At 70.0% G+C, this 15,389-nt stretch carries 11 protein-coding genes; 5 read left to right on the top strand and 6 right to left on the bottom strand.

Translation table 11 applies throughout. The features are described 5' to 3' along the window. Both ACFW9Z_RS26770 and ACFW9Z_RS26775 read right to left on the bottom strand, forming a co-directional pair. Window positions 1–880, bottom strand: an 880-nt coding sequence (locus ACFW9Z_RS26770; protein WP_384645224.1) for a class I SAM-dependent methyltransferase, incomplete at its 3' end; no start/stop codon positions are given. Between the two features lie 245 nt (window positions 881–1,125). After that, on the bottom strand, window positions 1,126–3,483 hold the full coding sequence (locus tag ACFW9Z_RS26775; RefSeq protein WP_384645114.1) for an MMPL family transporter: 2,358 nt from the start codon (window positions 3,481–3,483) through the stop codon (window positions 1,126–1,128). A 157-nt stretch (window positions 3,484–3,640) separates the two neighbouring features. Here ACFW9Z_RS26775 and ACFW9Z_RS26780 point away from each other — a divergent pair, with 157 nt between their 5' ends. The 3 genes from ACFW9Z_RS26780 (at window position 3,641) to ACFW9Z_RS26790 (ending at window position 7,515) form a co-directional block, all read left to right on the top strand. Further along, window positions 3,641–4,399 (top strand): TetR family transcriptional regulator, encoded by a 759-nt coding sequence (locus ACFW9Z_RS26780; protein WP_384645115.1) that lies wholly within the window; start codon window positions 3,641–3,643, stop codon window positions 4,397–4,399. A 312-nt stretch (window positions 4,400–4,711) separates the two neighbouring features. After that, window positions 4,712–5,032, top strand: coding sequence for a heavy-metal-associated domain-containing protein (locus ACFW9Z_RS26785; protein WP_384645116.1), 321 nt, complete (start codon window positions 4,712–4,714; stop codon window positions 5,030–5,032). Between the two features lie 101 nt (window positions 5,033–5,133). Continuing rightward, the gene (locus ACFW9Z_RS26790) at window positions 5,134–7,515 is read left to right on the top strand and encodes a heavy metal translocating P-type ATPase (protein WP_384645117.1); all 2,382 of its coding nucleotides are present in this window, start codon (window positions 5,134–5,136) and stop codon (window positions 7,513–7,515) included. Window positions 7,516–8,096: 581 nt separating this feature from the next. On the opposite strand, the gene ACFW9Z_RS26795 is transcribed toward ACFW9Z_RS26790, so the two are convergent. The 3 genes from ACFW9Z_RS26795 to ACFW9Z_RS26805 form a co-directional block, all read right to left on the bottom strand. Then, on the bottom strand, window positions 8,097–9,395 hold the full coding sequence (locus ACFW9Z_RS26795; RefSeq protein WP_084746346.1) for a citrate synthase: 1,299 nt from the start codon (window positions 9,393–9,395) through the stop codon (window positions 8,097–8,099). 214 nt (window positions 9,396–9,609) lie between these two features. Continuing rightward, window positions 9,610–11,835, bottom strand: a complete 2,226-nt coding sequence (locus tag ACFW9Z_RS26800; RefSeq protein WP_384645118.1) for an ATP-dependent RecD-like DNA helicase — start codon at window positions 11,833–11,835, stop codon at window positions 9,610–9,612. A 59-nt stretch (window positions 11,836–11,894) separates the two neighbouring features. After that, the gene (locus tag ACFW9Z_RS26805) at window positions 11,895–12,431 is read right to left on the bottom strand and encodes a MarR family winged helix-turn-helix transcriptional regulator (RefSeq protein WP_384645119.1); all 537 of its coding nucleotides are present in this window, start codon (window positions 12,429–12,431) and stop codon (window positions 11,895–11,897) included. 142 nt (window positions 12,432–12,573) lie between these two features. Here ACFW9Z_RS26805 and ACFW9Z_RS26810 point away from each other — a divergent pair, with 142 nt between their 5' ends. Both ACFW9Z_RS26810 and ACFW9Z_RS26815 read left to right on the top strand, forming a co-directional pair. Continuing rightward, entirely contained in the window at window positions 12,574–14,316 is a 1,743-nt protein-coding gene (locus ACFW9Z_RS26810) for an MFS transporter (protein ID WP_384645120.1), read from the top strand. 122 nt (window positions 14,317–14,438) lie between these two features. Then, entirely contained in the window at window positions 14,439–14,954 is a 516-nt protein-coding gene (locus ACFW9Z_RS26815) for a DUF6584 family protein (protein ID WP_384645121.1), read from the top strand. On the opposite strand, the gene ACFW9Z_RS26820 is transcribed toward ACFW9Z_RS26815, so the two are convergent. Next, window positions 14,927–15,280, bottom strand: coding sequence for a hypothetical protein (locus ACFW9Z_RS26820; RefSeq protein ID WP_384645122.1), 354 nt, complete (start codon window positions 15,278–15,280; stop codon window positions 14,927–14,929). The genes ACFW9Z_RS26815 and ACFW9Z_RS26820 overlap by 28 nt on opposite strands. Between the last annotated feature and the right edge of the window lie 109 nt (window positions 15,281–15,389).

Below are 15,389 nucleotides of genomic sequence, written 5' to 3' on the forward strand. Positions count from 1 at the left end.
CCTTGCCAACGGCGCCCCGATGACAGCCATACCCAGAACCCCTGGGCCCTCCGATCTTACGAATGACCAGAGCGACCACCCTTGAAAGGTAGGACTCACCGAAGACCGGGGAGTCGGGCGCCTCGTCGCGCATACGGCGCAGCTCGACCTCCGTCAGGTCGAAGGAGTCAGAGGGGTCGGAGGGGTCGGAGGGGGCGGAGAAGATGCGGCGCAACTCCTCGGCGGTGTAGGCGAGTCCACCCTCAAGGCTCCCCCGGCGGTAGAGCTCCGCGTCCGGCAGCTCGGAGCCCATGCCGCCCTCCCCCGCCGCGAAGCAGGTGAGCGCGAAATGGCCGCCGGGGGCGAGGCAGCGATCGAGGAGAGCGAGGTAGCTGATACGGCGGTGGGGCGGCAGGTGGTGGAAGCACCCGGAGTCATAGATCAGGTCGTACGGGCCCGCCAGCTCCGCCCCCTCCGCCGTCAGGACGAAGGCGTCACCGCAGTGGAACCGGGCCCCGGCTCCCGGTACTTCGGCTACTTCAGCCACTTCGGCCACTTCGGCTACTTCGGCCACTTCGGCGCGCTCCTCGGCCCAGGCGATCGCCGCCGGGGAGAGGTCGATCGCGGTGACGTCGAAGCCGTACGAGGCCAGCACGTGCGCGTTGCGCCCGGGACCGCAGCCGAGTTCAAGCGCGCGTCCCGGCGTGACCAGCCCCCGGTCGACGTACGAGACAAGGTTCTCGTCCGGCTTGTCCACGAAGAACGGCACCGGCTTCGAGCGGTCCACATAGAAGTCGTCCCACCAGGAAGCGGCTTTGCCCGTCCAGCGGTGCGCTTCGGGCCCGAACAGGCCGTCCAGGAGCGTCAGTACGTCGTCCGTCGTGCGGATGTTCCGGTCCATCCGGCCCTCTTTCCCCATACGCCAATTTTAGGAATCGACTGAAAGAAAGACCAGGTCACAGCCCTTTCGGCGATCGCGCTGGGGGCGCCTGAAGGCACTGCGGCCGGCCCGGTGACCACCACCCCCTCCGCTCCTGCCGCCAAGCCCTCCGCATGCCCGCCGCGGCCCGTCGGAAGGCCTTGCGGGGCCGCCCCGGGAGCCGTTTCTGAACGGATTCCCGGGGCGGCCCCGCAAGGGGGCTCCTCCTACGCCCCCGCGGTGACCTTCTCCCCGTCCCGGGTCCCCGTTTCGGGTATCTCCCCGTCGGCCGTGGGCTCACCCGGGCCGCTGCCGGGCCCACCCCGCGTACCGGAAGGCGCCGGGGCCGACTCCCCTTCGCTGAGGCCGAACTTCTGGTGGAAGGCGCGCAGTGGCTTCGGGGCCCACCAGGTGGCGCGGCCCGTCAGCTTCATCACCGCGGGGACCAGCAGGCTGCGGACCACCATGGCGTCCATCAGGACGGCGAGGGCGATCCCGAGCCCCAGCATCTTGGTGTTGGTGACCCGTGAGGTGCCGATGGCGACCATCACGACCGCGAGGATCACGGCGGCCGCGGTGATCAGACCGCCGGTGCGGGACAGCCCGAAGGTGATCGAGCGTTCGTGGTCGCCGGTCCGGTCGTACTCCTCCTTGATCCGGGAGAGCAGGAAGACCCCGTAGTCCATGGAGAGTCCGAAGGCGACGCAGAACATCAGGACGGGCAGTGTCGTCTCGATGTCTCCGGTACTGGTGAAGGCGAGGATTCCGGAGAGGTTCCCGTCCTGGAAGACCCAGACCACCGCCCCGAACATCGCCGTCAGGCTGAGGGCGTTGAGCGCGACCGCCTGGATCGGGATGAGCACGCTGCCGGTGAGCAGGAAGACCAGGAGCAGCGTCACCACCACGATGATGGCGATCGCCCAGGGCAGCCGGTCGGCTATGGCGTCCTTGGAGTCGACCAGGACGGCCGCCGTGCCCGTCACCGAGGTGTCGAAGGAGTCGGCGGGCATCGCGCGCAGATCCCGTACGAGCTGCTGGGTGTCCTGCCCCACCGCTTCGCCCTCCGGCAGCACGCTGAAGTACGCGACCGACCCCGCCGTGACCGGGCCGTCGACCCGCAGCACGCCCGGGACCTGCTCGATCCGGCCCTTGAGGGCCTCGTACGCGGCGGGCGTCCCCTCCCCCTCGACCAGCATCTCCAGACCGCCGCCGGGGCTGCCGGGGAAGCCCTCACGGATGTGCTCCTGGACGACCCGGGACTCGGCGCCGACGGGGAGCTGGCGGTCGTCCGCCGTACCGAACTTGACCCCCAGGAAGGGCAGTCCGAGGAGGACGAGTCCGACTGCCGTGACGATGGCGAACACGGGTGCCCTGCGCATCACCAGCCCGCCGAAGCGCGCCCATCCCCTGCCGGGCTCCTTGAGGGTGGCTTCCGCGGCTGCCGCCCCCTTCTTCCTGCGGCGCAGCAGGCGGCGCAGGTCGAGCGCGTTGACCCGGGGGCCCAGCAGCAGGAGTGCGGCGGGGAGCAGGATCAGTGCGGCGGCCGCGGCGAGCAGGACCACGGCGATCCCGGCGTAGGCGAAGGACCGGAGGAAGTACTGCGGGAAGACGAGCATCGCGGACAGGGACACGGCCACCGTCAGCGCGGAGAAGAGCACCGTGCGTCCGGCCGTGCGCAGCGTCGTGCCGACCGCCGTCCGGGGGTCGGCCCCGGCGTCCAGCTCCTCGCGGAAGCGGCGGACGATGAACAGGGCGTAGTCGATGGCCAGGCCGAGGCCGAGGGCCGTGGTGAGGTTCATGGCGAAGACCGAGACATCGGTGAACTCGGTCAGGCCGCGCAGCACGGCGTTGGTGCCGAGGATGGCGACGATGCCGACCAGGAGCGGCAGCATGGCGGCGATCGCGCTGCCGAAGACCATGACCAGCAGGATGAGCGTCACCGGCAGGGCGATGAGCTCGGCCCGCAGCAGGTCCTCCTGGATGATCTCCTGCATCTCGTGCTGGACGGCGACCGGACCACCCACGGAGACCGTCACCGGCCCGCTCTCCCCGGCGAAGGCGGGAGCGATCCGTTCAAGGGTCTCCCCGGCCTCGGTCTCATCGCCCCCTATCCGGGCCGCGATGATCGCCTCCCGGCCATCTTCGGCGCGCAGGCCGGGCGCCTTGGTCTGCCAGTACGACGTGACGCCGGATATGCCCGGTTCACCGGTGAGCCGCTCGGTGATCCGCGCCGCCTCGGCGGCCACCGCCGGATCGTCGACGGAGGCCGTACCGCCGTCCACCAGCAGGAGCAGGTTGGGCTGAGAGGCCGGGAACTCCCGCTCCAGCGCCTCGGTGGCGTACGACGACTCGGCGTCGGGGGCCTGCCAGCCGCCGCTGCCCATCCGGTCGGCCACCCCGCTCCCGGCGAACACGGCGAGGGCGGTGATCACCAGGGCGGCCAGCAGGGCGAGCCGGGGCCGGGCGGTGACGAACCGGGTCCAGCCCCCGACGGGCGGCGGGCCGGACGGACCGGACGGACCGGACGACCCTGCCGTACCGGATGGCCCCCCAGCCGTACCGGACGGACCGTTGACTTCGGACATGGTGCGGTGTCCCCTTCACCGAGACCCGGCAGCTCAGGGCAGCATGGGTCAGTCATTGCCACTTACACTGGCAAACACGAGTGATCGCTCGCGTTTCACAAGAATGCGAGCGAGTACTCGCGTTTGTCAAACGCATCACGAAAGCTGGGGATTTGCCGTGCCGGAGGCCAGAGCCAAGAAGGGCGCCGCAGGGGACGGCGCAGCCAGGAAACCCGCAGGCGACGGGGGCAACGGAGGCAACGGAGGCGACGGAGGCACTGCGGGGACCGCCCGCCCACGCCGCCGTCAGGCCCGTGGCGAAGCCCGTATCGCCCAACTGCTCCAGGCCGCCGCCAACGTCTTCTGCACCAGCGGTTACACCGCGTCCAGCACCAACGCCATCGCCCGCGAGGCCGGCGTGTCACCGGGCACGCTGTACCAGTTCTTCCCGAACAAGGAGGCCATCGCCGTCGAGCTCGGCGACCAGCTGCTCGACCGCTGGCGCGACACCTACGGAGCGGCCTTCACCCCGAGCCACATCGAGCTGCCGCTCAACCGGATGCTGGACGCCGTTCTCGACCCGCTGATCGCGTTCAACTGCGAGAACCCGGCGTTCTCCGTCCTGATGCACGGCTCGGAGATCCCCGGCCAGATCACCGAGGAACACGACACCCTCCACGCCACCATGCTGAGCCGGGTCGAGGAGATCCTCGTCAACTACGTCGTGAACGTCCCCGCCACCCAGGTCCACCGGGTCGCCGAGATGACGTTCATGGCATTCAAGGCCGGGCTCGACCTGATCATGGCCCACGAGGACGAGGAGCGCGACGCCTACATCCGCGAGCTGAAGACGCTCATGTTCCGCTACCTGGACCCCCTGATCGGCGACGATTCGCCACACCTGGCCCCGCACGCCCGGGGAGGCGGCACCGCTTAGCACCCAGGGGCCGCTTCAGCACCGAGGCAGTCGGTCGACACACCCGGCACGCCCTGCACACCCGGCACGCCCTGCACACCTGGCATGCCTGGCACACCCGGCACGCCTGGCGCGCCTGGCGCGCCCTCATCGGCCCCGGCGTGCCCACACCCGATCAATACCCCCTAGGGGTATAGTATGGAGTGAGTGAGGCGCCCCGGGCACCCCTGTGGCCCCGAACGCCACACGCGTATGCCACCAGAACGCGTCGACCGAAGACGTGTTGACCGAAGCCGCGCCGACGAACTTGTGTCTGCCGAAGAGGAGAACGCCATGACCGCCGAGACCGAGCCCACCACCCAGTCCACCGGCTCCTGCTGCTCGCCCACCGGTTCCTGCCACGGCGGCGCCGCCGACGTGCAGATCGAGCCGACGGACTCGGTCACCACGGTGTACGAGGTGAAGGGCATGACCTGCGGCCACTGCGAAGGCGCCGTGTCGGAGGAGATCTCCGCGCTCGGGGGCGTGACGTCCGTCGAGGCCGTCGCCGCCACCGGCCGGGTCACCGTCTCCTCCAAGGCCCCGCTGGCCGAGGACGCCGTACGCGCCGCCGTCGACGAGGCCGGTTACGAGCTCGTCGGCCGGGCCGCCTGAACGCCGGCACCCCACCGCGCCATCCCTTTTACCGTCGGGCCGGGCCCACCAGCAGATACTGGTGGGGTACGGCCCGATCTGCGTTACCCAGGAGTTCGGACATGGCCAGCACAGCAGCAGCCGGGGCCCCGGCCGCGAACGCCTCCGAGGCCGAGCTCATGATCGGCGGGATGACGTGCGCCTCGTGCGCCGCCCGCGTCGAGAAGAAGCTCAACCGGATGGACGGCGTCACCGCCACGGTGAACTACGCGACCGAGAAGGCCCGCGTCACCTTCGCCGAGGGGCTGGAACTGACGGACCTCGTCGCGACGGTCGAGAAGACCGGCTACACGGCCCGCCCCACCGCACCTCCAAAGCGAGAGAAGCAGGAGAAGCGGGAGGAGCGGGAGGAGCGGGAGGAGCCGGAAGCGGAACCGAAGGAGGAGAAGCAGGCCCAGGCGTACGCCAAGGCCCAGGAGCCCGAACCAGCCCCCGCACAAGGAGAATCCGCCGAAGCGGAACAGGCCGCCTCCCTCGCCGCCCTCCGGCAGCGGGTCGTCGTCTCCGCCGTCCTCAGCGTCCCCGTCGTCCTGCTCGCGATGGTCCCGGCCCTCCAGTTCGACAACTGGCAGTGGCTCTCCCTGACCCTCGCCGCCCCCGTCGTCATCTGGGGCGGGCTGCCCTTCCACCGCGCCACCTGGACCAACCTCCGGCACGGCACGGCCACCATGGACACCCTGGTCTCGATGGGCACCCTCGCCGCCTTCGGCTGGTCGCTGTGGGCCCTGTTCCTCGGCGACGCCGGGATGCCGGGCATGCGGCACGGGTTCGACCTGACCGTCTCGCGCGCCGACGCGAGCTCCACGATCTACCTGGAGGTCGCGGCCGGGGTCATCACGTTCATCCTGCTGGGCCGCTACCTGGAGGCGCGGGCGAAGCGGAAGGCAGGTTCCGCGCTGCGGGCGCTGATGCACCTGGGCGCCAAGGACGTCGCCGTACTCAGGGACGGTACGGAGGTACGCGTCCCCGCCGACCGGCTCGCCGTCGGTGACCGCTTCGTCGTACGCCCCGGGGAGAAGATCGCGACCGACGGCAGGGTCGTCGAGGGCAGCTCCGCCGTGGACGCCTCGATGCTGACCGGCGAGTCCGTACCCGTGGAGGTCGGTACGGGCGACTCCGTCACCGGCGCCACGATCAACGCCGGAGGCCGCCTCGTCGTCGAAGCCACCCGCATCGGCTCCGACACCCAGCTCGCCCGCATGGCCCGCCTCGTCGAGGACGCCCAGAACGGCAAAGCCGCCGCCCAACGCCTCGCCGACCGCATCTCCGCCGTCTTCGTCCCGATCGTGATCGCCCTGTCCCTGGGGACGCTGGGCTTCTGGCTCGGCAGCGGCGCCGGACTCACGGCAGCCTTCACCGCCGCCGTCGCCGTCCTGATCATCGCCTGCCCCTGCGCGCTGGGACTGGCCACCCCGACCGCCCTCATGGTCGGCACCGGACGCGGCGCCCAACTCGGCATCCTCATCAAGGGCCCCGAAGTCCTCGAAACCACCCGCCGCGCCGACACCATCGTCCTCGACAAGACCGGCACGGTGACGACGGGGAAGATGACCCTCCTCGCCGTCCACACCGCCGAAGGCACGGACGAGAACGACGTCCTACGCCTGGCCGGAGCCCTGGAACACGCCTCCGAACACCCCATCGCCCAGGCCGTCGCCACAGGCGCCACCGAACGCCTCACCGGCCCCTACCCCCTCCCCACCCCCGACGACTTCACCAACATCCCCGGACTCGGCGTCCAGGGTGTCGTCGAGGGCCATGCCGTCCTCGTCGGCCGCCCCCGCCTCCTGACCGACGCGGGCATCACCCTCCCTCCGGAGCTGGCCGCCGCCCTCGCGGAGGCCGAGGCTCAGGGACGTACAGCGGTGGTCGTCGCCTGGGACGGGGAGGCGCGGGGCGTGCTCGGGGTGGCCGACGCCGTCAAGGAGGGCAGTGCGGCCGCCGTGGCGGAGCTCCGCGCCCTGGGGCTGCGGCCCGTCCTCCTGACCGGCGACAACCGGGCGGTGGCCGACGCCGTGGCCCGCGAGGTGGGCATCGACGAGGTGTACGCGGAGGTCATGCCCGAGGACAAGGTGGACATCGTCAAGCGCCTCCAGGCGGACGGCCGGAGCGTCGCGATGGTCGGCGACGGGGTCAACGACGCGGCGGCCCTGGCGACGGCAGACCTGGGGCTGGCGATGGGTACGGGGACGGATGCGGCGATCGAGGCGAGCGATCTCACCCTGGTTCGTGGAGATCTCAAGGTGACCGCTGACGCAATCCGCCTTTCCAGGCGTACTCTGGCCACTATCAGGGGCAACCTCTTCTGGGCCTTCGGGTACAACGTCGCGGCACTGCCCCTGGCTGCAAGTGGCCTGCTCAACCCTATGATCGCGGGAGCCGCCATGGCGTTTTCGTCCGTGTTCGTCGTCACGAACAGCCTCCGGTTGCGTGCCTTCACGTAACTTCCACAAAGAGATTTAGATCACACCGTTCTTGGGGTAACCATCCGGTGGGTTCGCGAGTCTTAGAGTGCGATGCCAAGGATGTCTTGGGGGACGTCCGATGGAGTGTCTTGGGGGACGCTCCTGTGGCAAGCGTTTGAGCCGGGGCACGTGCACCGGGGAGCTTTGAGCGGCCCTCCCGTGCGTACGTTCCCCGGCAGACCGCAGCACAACAACGGGAGCTTCGGCTCCCTGCAAAGACGCCCGGCCGGATCCCGTGGGGGGAATCCGCTCCGGGATATGGGAAGCGCCCTGACCGTCGACCCGTGGGGGGATCGGCGGCGGGGCGTTTCTCGCAATGTACGGGCCCCGTTCAGAGCGCTCGGGCCCCGTTCAGGCACTACGGCCTCGCTCAAGGCGCCCTACAGCCCCCTGAACGCCGAATCGCCCCGGACACCGCGCTCTGTCGATGCAAAGCGCGGTACGCGGGGCGAAGGCAGTCGGCCGAAGAGGCCGGGCACTACAGGGCAATACGAGGCCGGGTCAGCGACCCTCGACCGGCGGTGGTCCGGGTCAGCGACCCCCGGCCGGCGGTGGTCGGGTCAGCGACCCTCGACCGGGACGAAGTCGCGCAGGACCTCGCCGGTGTAGATCTGGCGCGGGCGGCCGATGCGCGAACCCGGCTCCTTGATCATCTCGTGCCACTGGGCGATCCAGCCCGGAAGGCGGCCGAGCGCGAAGAGCACGGTGAACATCTCGGTCGGGAAGCCCATGGCCCGGTAGATCAGACCGGTGTAGAAGTCCACGTTGGGGTAGAGGTTGCGCGAGACGAAGTACTCGTCGGAGAGCGCGTGCTCCTCCAGCTTGAGCGCGATGTCGAGCAGCTCGTCGGACTTGCCGAGCGCGGACAGCACGTCGTGCGCGGCAGCCTTGATGATCTTGGCGCGCGGGTCGAAGGACTTGTACACCCGGTGGCCGAAGCCCATCAGGCGGACGCCGTCCTCCTTGTTCTTCACCTTGCGGATGAAGGAGTCGACATCGCCGCCGTTGGCCTGGATGCCTTCCAGCATCTCCAGCACCGACTGGTTGGCGCCACCGTGCAGGGGGCCCCACAGCGCCGAGATCCCGGCGGAGATCGAGGCGAACATGTTCGCCTGCGAGGAGCCGACCAGACGCACGGTGGAGGTCGAACAGTTCTGCTCGTGGTCCGCGTGCAGGATGAGCAGCTTGTCCAGCGCCGAGACGACGACCGGGTCCAGCTCGTACTCCTGGGCGGGGACCGAGAAGGTCATGCGCAGGAAGTTCTCGACGTACCCGAGGTCGTTGCGCGGGTAGACGAAGGGGTGCCCGATCGACTTCTTGTACGCGTACGCGGCGATCGTCGGCAGCTTGGCCAGCAGGCGGATCGTCGAGAGGTGGCGCTGCTCCTCGTCGAACGGGTTGTGGCTGTCCTGGTAGAACGTGGACAGCGCGCTGACGACCGAGGACAGCATGGCCATCGGGTGGGCGTCACGCGGGAAGCCGTCGAAGAACCGCTTGACGTCCTCGTGGAGCAGCGTGTGCTGGGTGATCTCGTTCTTGAAGTCCGCCAGCTCGTCGACCTTGGGGAGGTCGCCGTTGATCAGCGTGTACGCGACCTCAAGGAACGACGAGCGCTCGGCGAGCTGCTCGATCGGGTATCCGCGGTAGCGCAGAATGCCCTGCTCACCGTCGAGGTACGTGATGGCGGATTTATAGGCGGCGGTGTTGCCGTATCCGCTGTCCAGCGTCACCAGGCCGGTATTGGCCCGGAGCTTCCCGATGTCGAAGCCCTTGTCGCCGACGGTGCTGTCGATCACCGGGTAGGTGTACTCGTCATCGCCGTACCGCAGTACTACAGCGTTGTTGGTGTGCTCGCTCACGTCATCCCTCACCGACGTAGTGCCTCTTCTTCGAGGTGCCCTGACTGTCTCCACCCTCCCCCATTCGGCTCAGGAGAGTGCACTCGGGGTCGTCCATTGGACCTACTGGCGGCACTGAGTGCCGCCAACTTACTCATCCTGCCCCCTTGACTGCGGTTCCGGAAGACCTCCGTGATGTTTCCCACCGATTTGATCGATCATTTTTGTGCAGGGGTCACGAGAAGTCTTCTCCTGAGCCGCCTCGGAGCCGGAAATCCAGTGCCGTACAGCGCCTGCCTGCGGAAACCGTGCGGACGGCCTGGCCGATCGCCTTACGCGACCCGACCAGCACGACGAGCTTCTTGGCCCTGGTCACGGCGGTGTAGAGCAGGTTGCGCTGGAGCATCATCCAGGCGCTGGTGGTGACGGGGATGACGACGGCCGGATACTCGCTGCCCTGGGAGCGGTGGATGGTCATGGCGTACGCGTGGGCCAGCTCGTCCAGCTCGTCGAAGTCGTAGCCGATCTCCTCGTCCTCGTCGGTGCGGACGGTGAGCTTCTGTTCGTCGATGTCGAGGCCCGTGACGACGCCGACCGTGCCGTTGAAGACGCCGTTCTCGCCCTTGTCGTAGTTGTTGCGGATCTGGGTGACCTTGTCGCCGACCCGGAAGACCCGGCCGCCGAACCGCTTCTCGGGGAGGTCGGGGCGGCCCGGGGTGATGGCCTGCTGGAGCAGCCCGTTCAGCTCCCCCGCGCCCGCCGGGCCCCGGTGCATCGGCGCGAGGACCTGCACGTCACGGCGGGGGTTGAGCCCGAACTTGGCCGGAATGCGGCGGGCCGCCACATCCACGGCGAGCTTGCCCGCGTCCGCCGTCTCGTCCTCCACGAAGAGGAAGAAGTCGCTCAGCCCCTCGGTGAGCGGCGGCTGCCCGGCGTTGATCCGGTGGGCGTTGGTGACCACCCCCGACTGCTGGGCCTGCCGGAAGATCTGTGTCAGCCGGACGGCGGGCACCGGACCCCCCTCCGCGAGCAGATCGCGCAGCACCTCCCCCGCGCCGACCGAGGGAAGCTGGTCGACATCGCCCACAAGGAGGAGATGGGCACCGGGTGCCACCGCCTTCACGAGCTTGTTGGCGAGCAGCAGATCGAGCATCGACGCCTCGTCGACGACGACCAGATCGGCATCCAGCGGCCGGTCCCGGTCGTACGCCGCGTCCCCGCCCGGCTTCAGTTCGAGCAGCCGGTGCACGGTGGACGCCTCGGCCCCCGTCAGCTCGGCCAGCCGCTTGGCGGCCCGCCCCGTGGGCGCGGCGAGCACCACCTTGGCCTTCTTCGCCCGGGCCAGCTCGACGATCGACCGTACGGTGAACGACTTCCCGCAGCCGGGCCCGCCCGTCAGGACCGCCACCTTCCGGCTGAGCGCCAGCCGTACGGCCTCCTCCTGCTCGGGGGCCAGAACAGCCCCCGTACGCGTGGCGAGCCAGGCCAGCGCCTTGCCCCAGTCCACGTCCTGGAAGGCCGGCATCCGGTCCTCCCCGGTCCGCAGCAGTCGCCGCACCTGCCCGGCGAGGGAGAGCTCGGCCCGGTGGAACGGCACCAGATAGACGGCGGTGATCGGCTCACCGCCCTCGGGGGACGGCACCTTCTCCCGTACGACACCCTCCGGATCGGCGGCGAGCTCAGCCAGGCACTCGATCACGAGCCCGGTGTCGACCTGGAGGAGCTTGACCCCGTCCGCGATGAGCCGTTCCTCGGGGAGGTAGCAGTGCCCCTGGTCGGACGACTGGGAGAGCGCGTACTGAAGGCCCGCCTTGACCCGCTCGGGGCTGTCGTGCGGAATGCCGACCGCCTGCGCGATCTTGTCGGCGGTGAGGAACCCGATGCCCCAGACGTCGGCGGCCAGCCGGTAGGGCTGGTTCCGCACGACGGAGATCGAGGCGTCCTCGTACTTCTTGTAGATGCGGACGGCGATGGAGGTGGAGACGCCGACCCCCTGGAGGAAGACCATGACCTCCTTGATCGCCTTCTGTTCCTCCCAGGCCGCCGCGATCATCTTCGTGCGCTTGGGGCCGAGGCCGGGCACCTCGACGAGCCGCTTGGGTTCGTTCTCGATGATGTCGAGGGTGTCGACGCCGAAGTGGGTGGTGATCCGGTCGGCCATCACCGGCCCGATGCCCTTGATCAGCCCGGAGCCGAGATAGCGGCGGATGCCCTGGATGGTGGCGGGCAGGACGGTGGTGTAGTTCTCGACGACGAACTGCTTGCCGTACTGGGAGTGGGAGCCCCAACGGCCCTCCATCCGCAGCGACTCACCGACCTGCGCGCCGAGCAGCGCACCGACCACCGTGAGGAGGTCGCCGGCTCCGCGCCCGGTGTCGACGCGGGCGACCGTGTACCCGTTCTCCTCGTTGGCGTACGTGATCCGCTCCAGGACCCCTTCGAGGACGGCCATGTTGGACATGATCCGACGCTACCGGGTGCCACTGACAACGCGGTTCGGAGCCCCGGTACGGAGCCCTGTCAGGAGCCGTCGGGAGCGGAAGCCGGTCCGCCGTCCCGGTACTCGTCGACGAGCAGGGCGTCCATGGTCGAGCTCAGATGGCCGATGAAGTCCTCGAACCGCCGGATCTCCTGCGGTGAGTACGCGGCCATCGCCTCGGCCATCCGTACCGCGTACGGCCCGAAGAACTCCTCGGCGCGCGGCCGGATGCCGGGGCTGCTGCGCAGGGTCACGACCCGGCGGTCGGTGCTTTCGCGGGTACGGACGATGTGCCCGGCCTGTTCGAGCCGCTTGAGGAGGATGGCGGTGGCTCCGGAGGAGAGCGAGACGCGCTCGCTGAGGCGGGCGGGCGAGAGGGGCGCGCCCTTGTCCTCGGCGTACAGGATCTCCACCAGGGCGACGGCGTCGGTGGAGTGCAGCCCGAGCCAGGTCGCGAAGCGGCGGGTGAACTCGGTGTAGTTGGCGCCGAAGGCCCGGAGGCCGTCCATGAGGTGGTCGACGCGGGTCCCGTCGTCACCCCCACCACTCGTGCCGGGTCCCGCCTCAGCGTCGGCCATCACTCTGTCCCACCTTCCATCCCCCGTTCCATCCCCCGCTGCTCCCGCTGCTCCCGCGCTTTGACAACCTACCGCGCCCACTTTACCTTTGCCACAAAGCTAACTACCTTTACGACAAAGCAATCAAGGGAGTCGAAGCGCCATGCCCGAACCCTCCGAACCTTCCGGACCAGCCACCTCCGGACCGGCCACCTCCGGACCGGCCACCCCGGAACCGGCCACCCCAGAACCGGCCGCGCCCGAGAAGACCCAAGCCCCTCCCTCCGTACGTCAATGGCTCGGCCTGCTCGCCATCGCCCTGGGCGTCGCGCTGATCGTCGTGGACATCACGATCGTCAACGTGATCCTCGCGCCGATCATCGAGGACCTCTCCATCGGCTCGTCCGAGGCGCAGTGGATCCAGGAGTCGTACGCGATCACCTTCGCGGCCCTCCTCCTGGTCACCGGCCGCCTCAGCGACCTCTACGGCGCACGCAGGATCTTCCTGCTGGGCCTCGTCGTGTTCGGCGCGACGAGCCTGCTGGCCGCCCTCGCGCCCAGCGGCGGGCTGCTGATCCTCGCCCGGTTCGTCCAGGGCGTCGGCGGGGCGATGATCCTGCCCACCTCCCTGGCCCTGCTGAACGCCACGTTCTCCGGCCGGGCACGCGGCCAGGCGTTCGCCGTCTGGGGCTCAACCATCGGAGCGGCGGCGGCCGTGGGCCCGCTGCTCGGCGGCTGGCTCGCGGACTTCTCCTGGCGCTGGGCCTTCGGCATCAACATCCCGCTCGTCGCGCTGATCGTGGCGGGGGGCCTGCTGTACCTGGACGTGTCGCCGCGCACCCGGGGCCGTATCGACGGCGTCGGAGCCGTACTCTCGGCGGCCGGCCTCGGCCTGCTCGCGTACGCCCTGATCGAGGGCCGCACGCACGGCTGGCTGATGACGACGAAGCCGCTGGAGGCGGGCGGCTTCTCCTGGAGCGGCGGCCCTTCCCCCGTCCTGGTCGCCTTCCTCGCGTCGGCCCTGGCCCTGGGGGCGTTCTGGCGGCGGCAGGCGGTGCTCGACCGGTCGGGCGGCGAGCCGCTGATGGACGTCGGCCTCTTCTCCATCCGCTCGTTCCGCAACGGCAACTTCGTGACGCTGATGGTCGGGCTGGGCGAGTTCGGCATCATCGCGGTGCTGCCGCTCTGGCTCCAGTTCGCCCTGGGCTACAGCGCGTTCCAGGCGGGCCTGGCCCTGGTCGCCCTCGCCGCGGGCAGCTTCGCGGCCTCCGGAGCGAGCTTCCCGATGTCGGCGACGGTGTCCGCCCTCACGCAAGTGCGCATCGGCCTGGTGCTGGAAGCGGCCGGACTAACGATGCTGGCCCTGATCGCCTCGACGGACAGCGCCTGGTGGCTCATCGCGATCGCGCTGTTCGTGTACGGGATCGGCGTCGGCTTCGCCACGGCGCAGGTCACCAACATCGTGCTGGTGGACGTACCGCCCCGAAGCGCAGGTCAGGGCTCGGGCATTCAGAGCGCGGCGCGCGAACTCGGCTCGGCGCTGGGCATCGCGCTCCTCACGACCCTCTTCTTCAGCACGCTGGCATCCGGGATGACCGACCGCCTCACGCGGGGCGGGGCGGCCCCGGGGGAGGCCGAGCGACTGGGCGAGGCCGTCACGGAGAGCGCCGGTTCGGTGATCGGGGCGCTCGCCGAGAACCCGCGTACGGCCACGGCGGCGGAGGCGGCCCGCGAGGCGATGGCGGTGGGCGTGCAGGTCTCCGGGTACGTCTGCGCGGGGCTGCTGCTCCTGGCACTGGCGGCGACGCTGTTCATGTCGCCGAAGGCGCGTACGGGCGCGCGGGCGGAGGAGGAACGAAACAGGGAACGGGGCGGACGGCAGGAGCCACACACCTCGGCCCGCTGATCAACTGACTCACGCCCCGGCACGGCACGGCACACAGCCCAGCACGGCACGGCCTTCACCGACCCGACCCGGCCCGGTGAAACTGACTCGTCCGGCCCCTCCCCTGCCCCCATCATGAGCACATGGCCCTGAACGACACCCTGGCCCGCGTGGAAGCGGACCTCGCCTCCGGACGCATCCCGGTGGCGAGGCAGCGCCTGCGCGGGCTGACCTCCTCCTATCCCCACAAGCCCGCACCCCGCCGCCGCCTGGCCGAGGTCTACCGCCTGTACGGGGACGCGGCGGAGGCCGGCCGCTGGATGTACCTGGAGGAGGACCGCTCCCCGGAGGAGACGGCGGCCTTCGAGGAGCGGTACGCCACCCCCGTACGCCGGATGCGGGCGATCGCGTGGCGCGGCACGGAGTCGGACGCGCCCACCCCGTTCGCCGCGGAACGCCTGACCGAACTCCGCACGGCCGCCTCCGACTCCCTCGGCCGACCGGTCACGTGGGACGGCCTCGCGGAGGTACGGGATCTGCCGGACGGCGAGCGGGAAGGCGGCCGGCTGGCCAGTGCCTTGGCGGGCATCGGGTGCCTGCTCCTGGCCGTCGTCTTCTTCGGGATCTGGATCTACGGGCTGATCTCGCTGTCCGACTGAGGGGGCACGGCCTCGTCCGGCTGAGGCAGTACGGCTTCCAGTCGGCGCCCCCTGCTCTCCGCGATCCGGTGCACCTGCCCCAGGCACTCGCTCAACCGGCTGGCGAGGAAGTGGAGTTCCGGCGCGGTGACGCCGGGCTCGGTCAGCAGACCGTCGGTGTGCCCGAGCAGTTCGTAGGCCATGTCGAGCTGGACTTCCTCCGCCTGATCGGCCATCCGCGACACATAGCCGGTACCGCCCCCGACGAGATAGCAGGGCTTGCCCCCCGTACCGGTCCACGGCAGCAACCGTGCGGCGGAGGCGCCGCGCCCACTGATCGCCCTCATGCGACGACCTCGCTTCCCGACCGGACGCAGGGCGTGAGCTCGACGCCACGCACAGCGACCCACAACCTCCCGCTGCGGATACGCTGCCGCCGCCGCGCATCCGCCAACG

The sequence above is a fragment of the Streptomyces sp. NPDC059452 genome (assembly GCF_042750035.1).
In the GTDB taxonomy this organism is placed as follows: Bacteria; Actinomycetota; Actinomycetes; order Streptomycetales; family Streptomycetaceae; genus Streptomyces.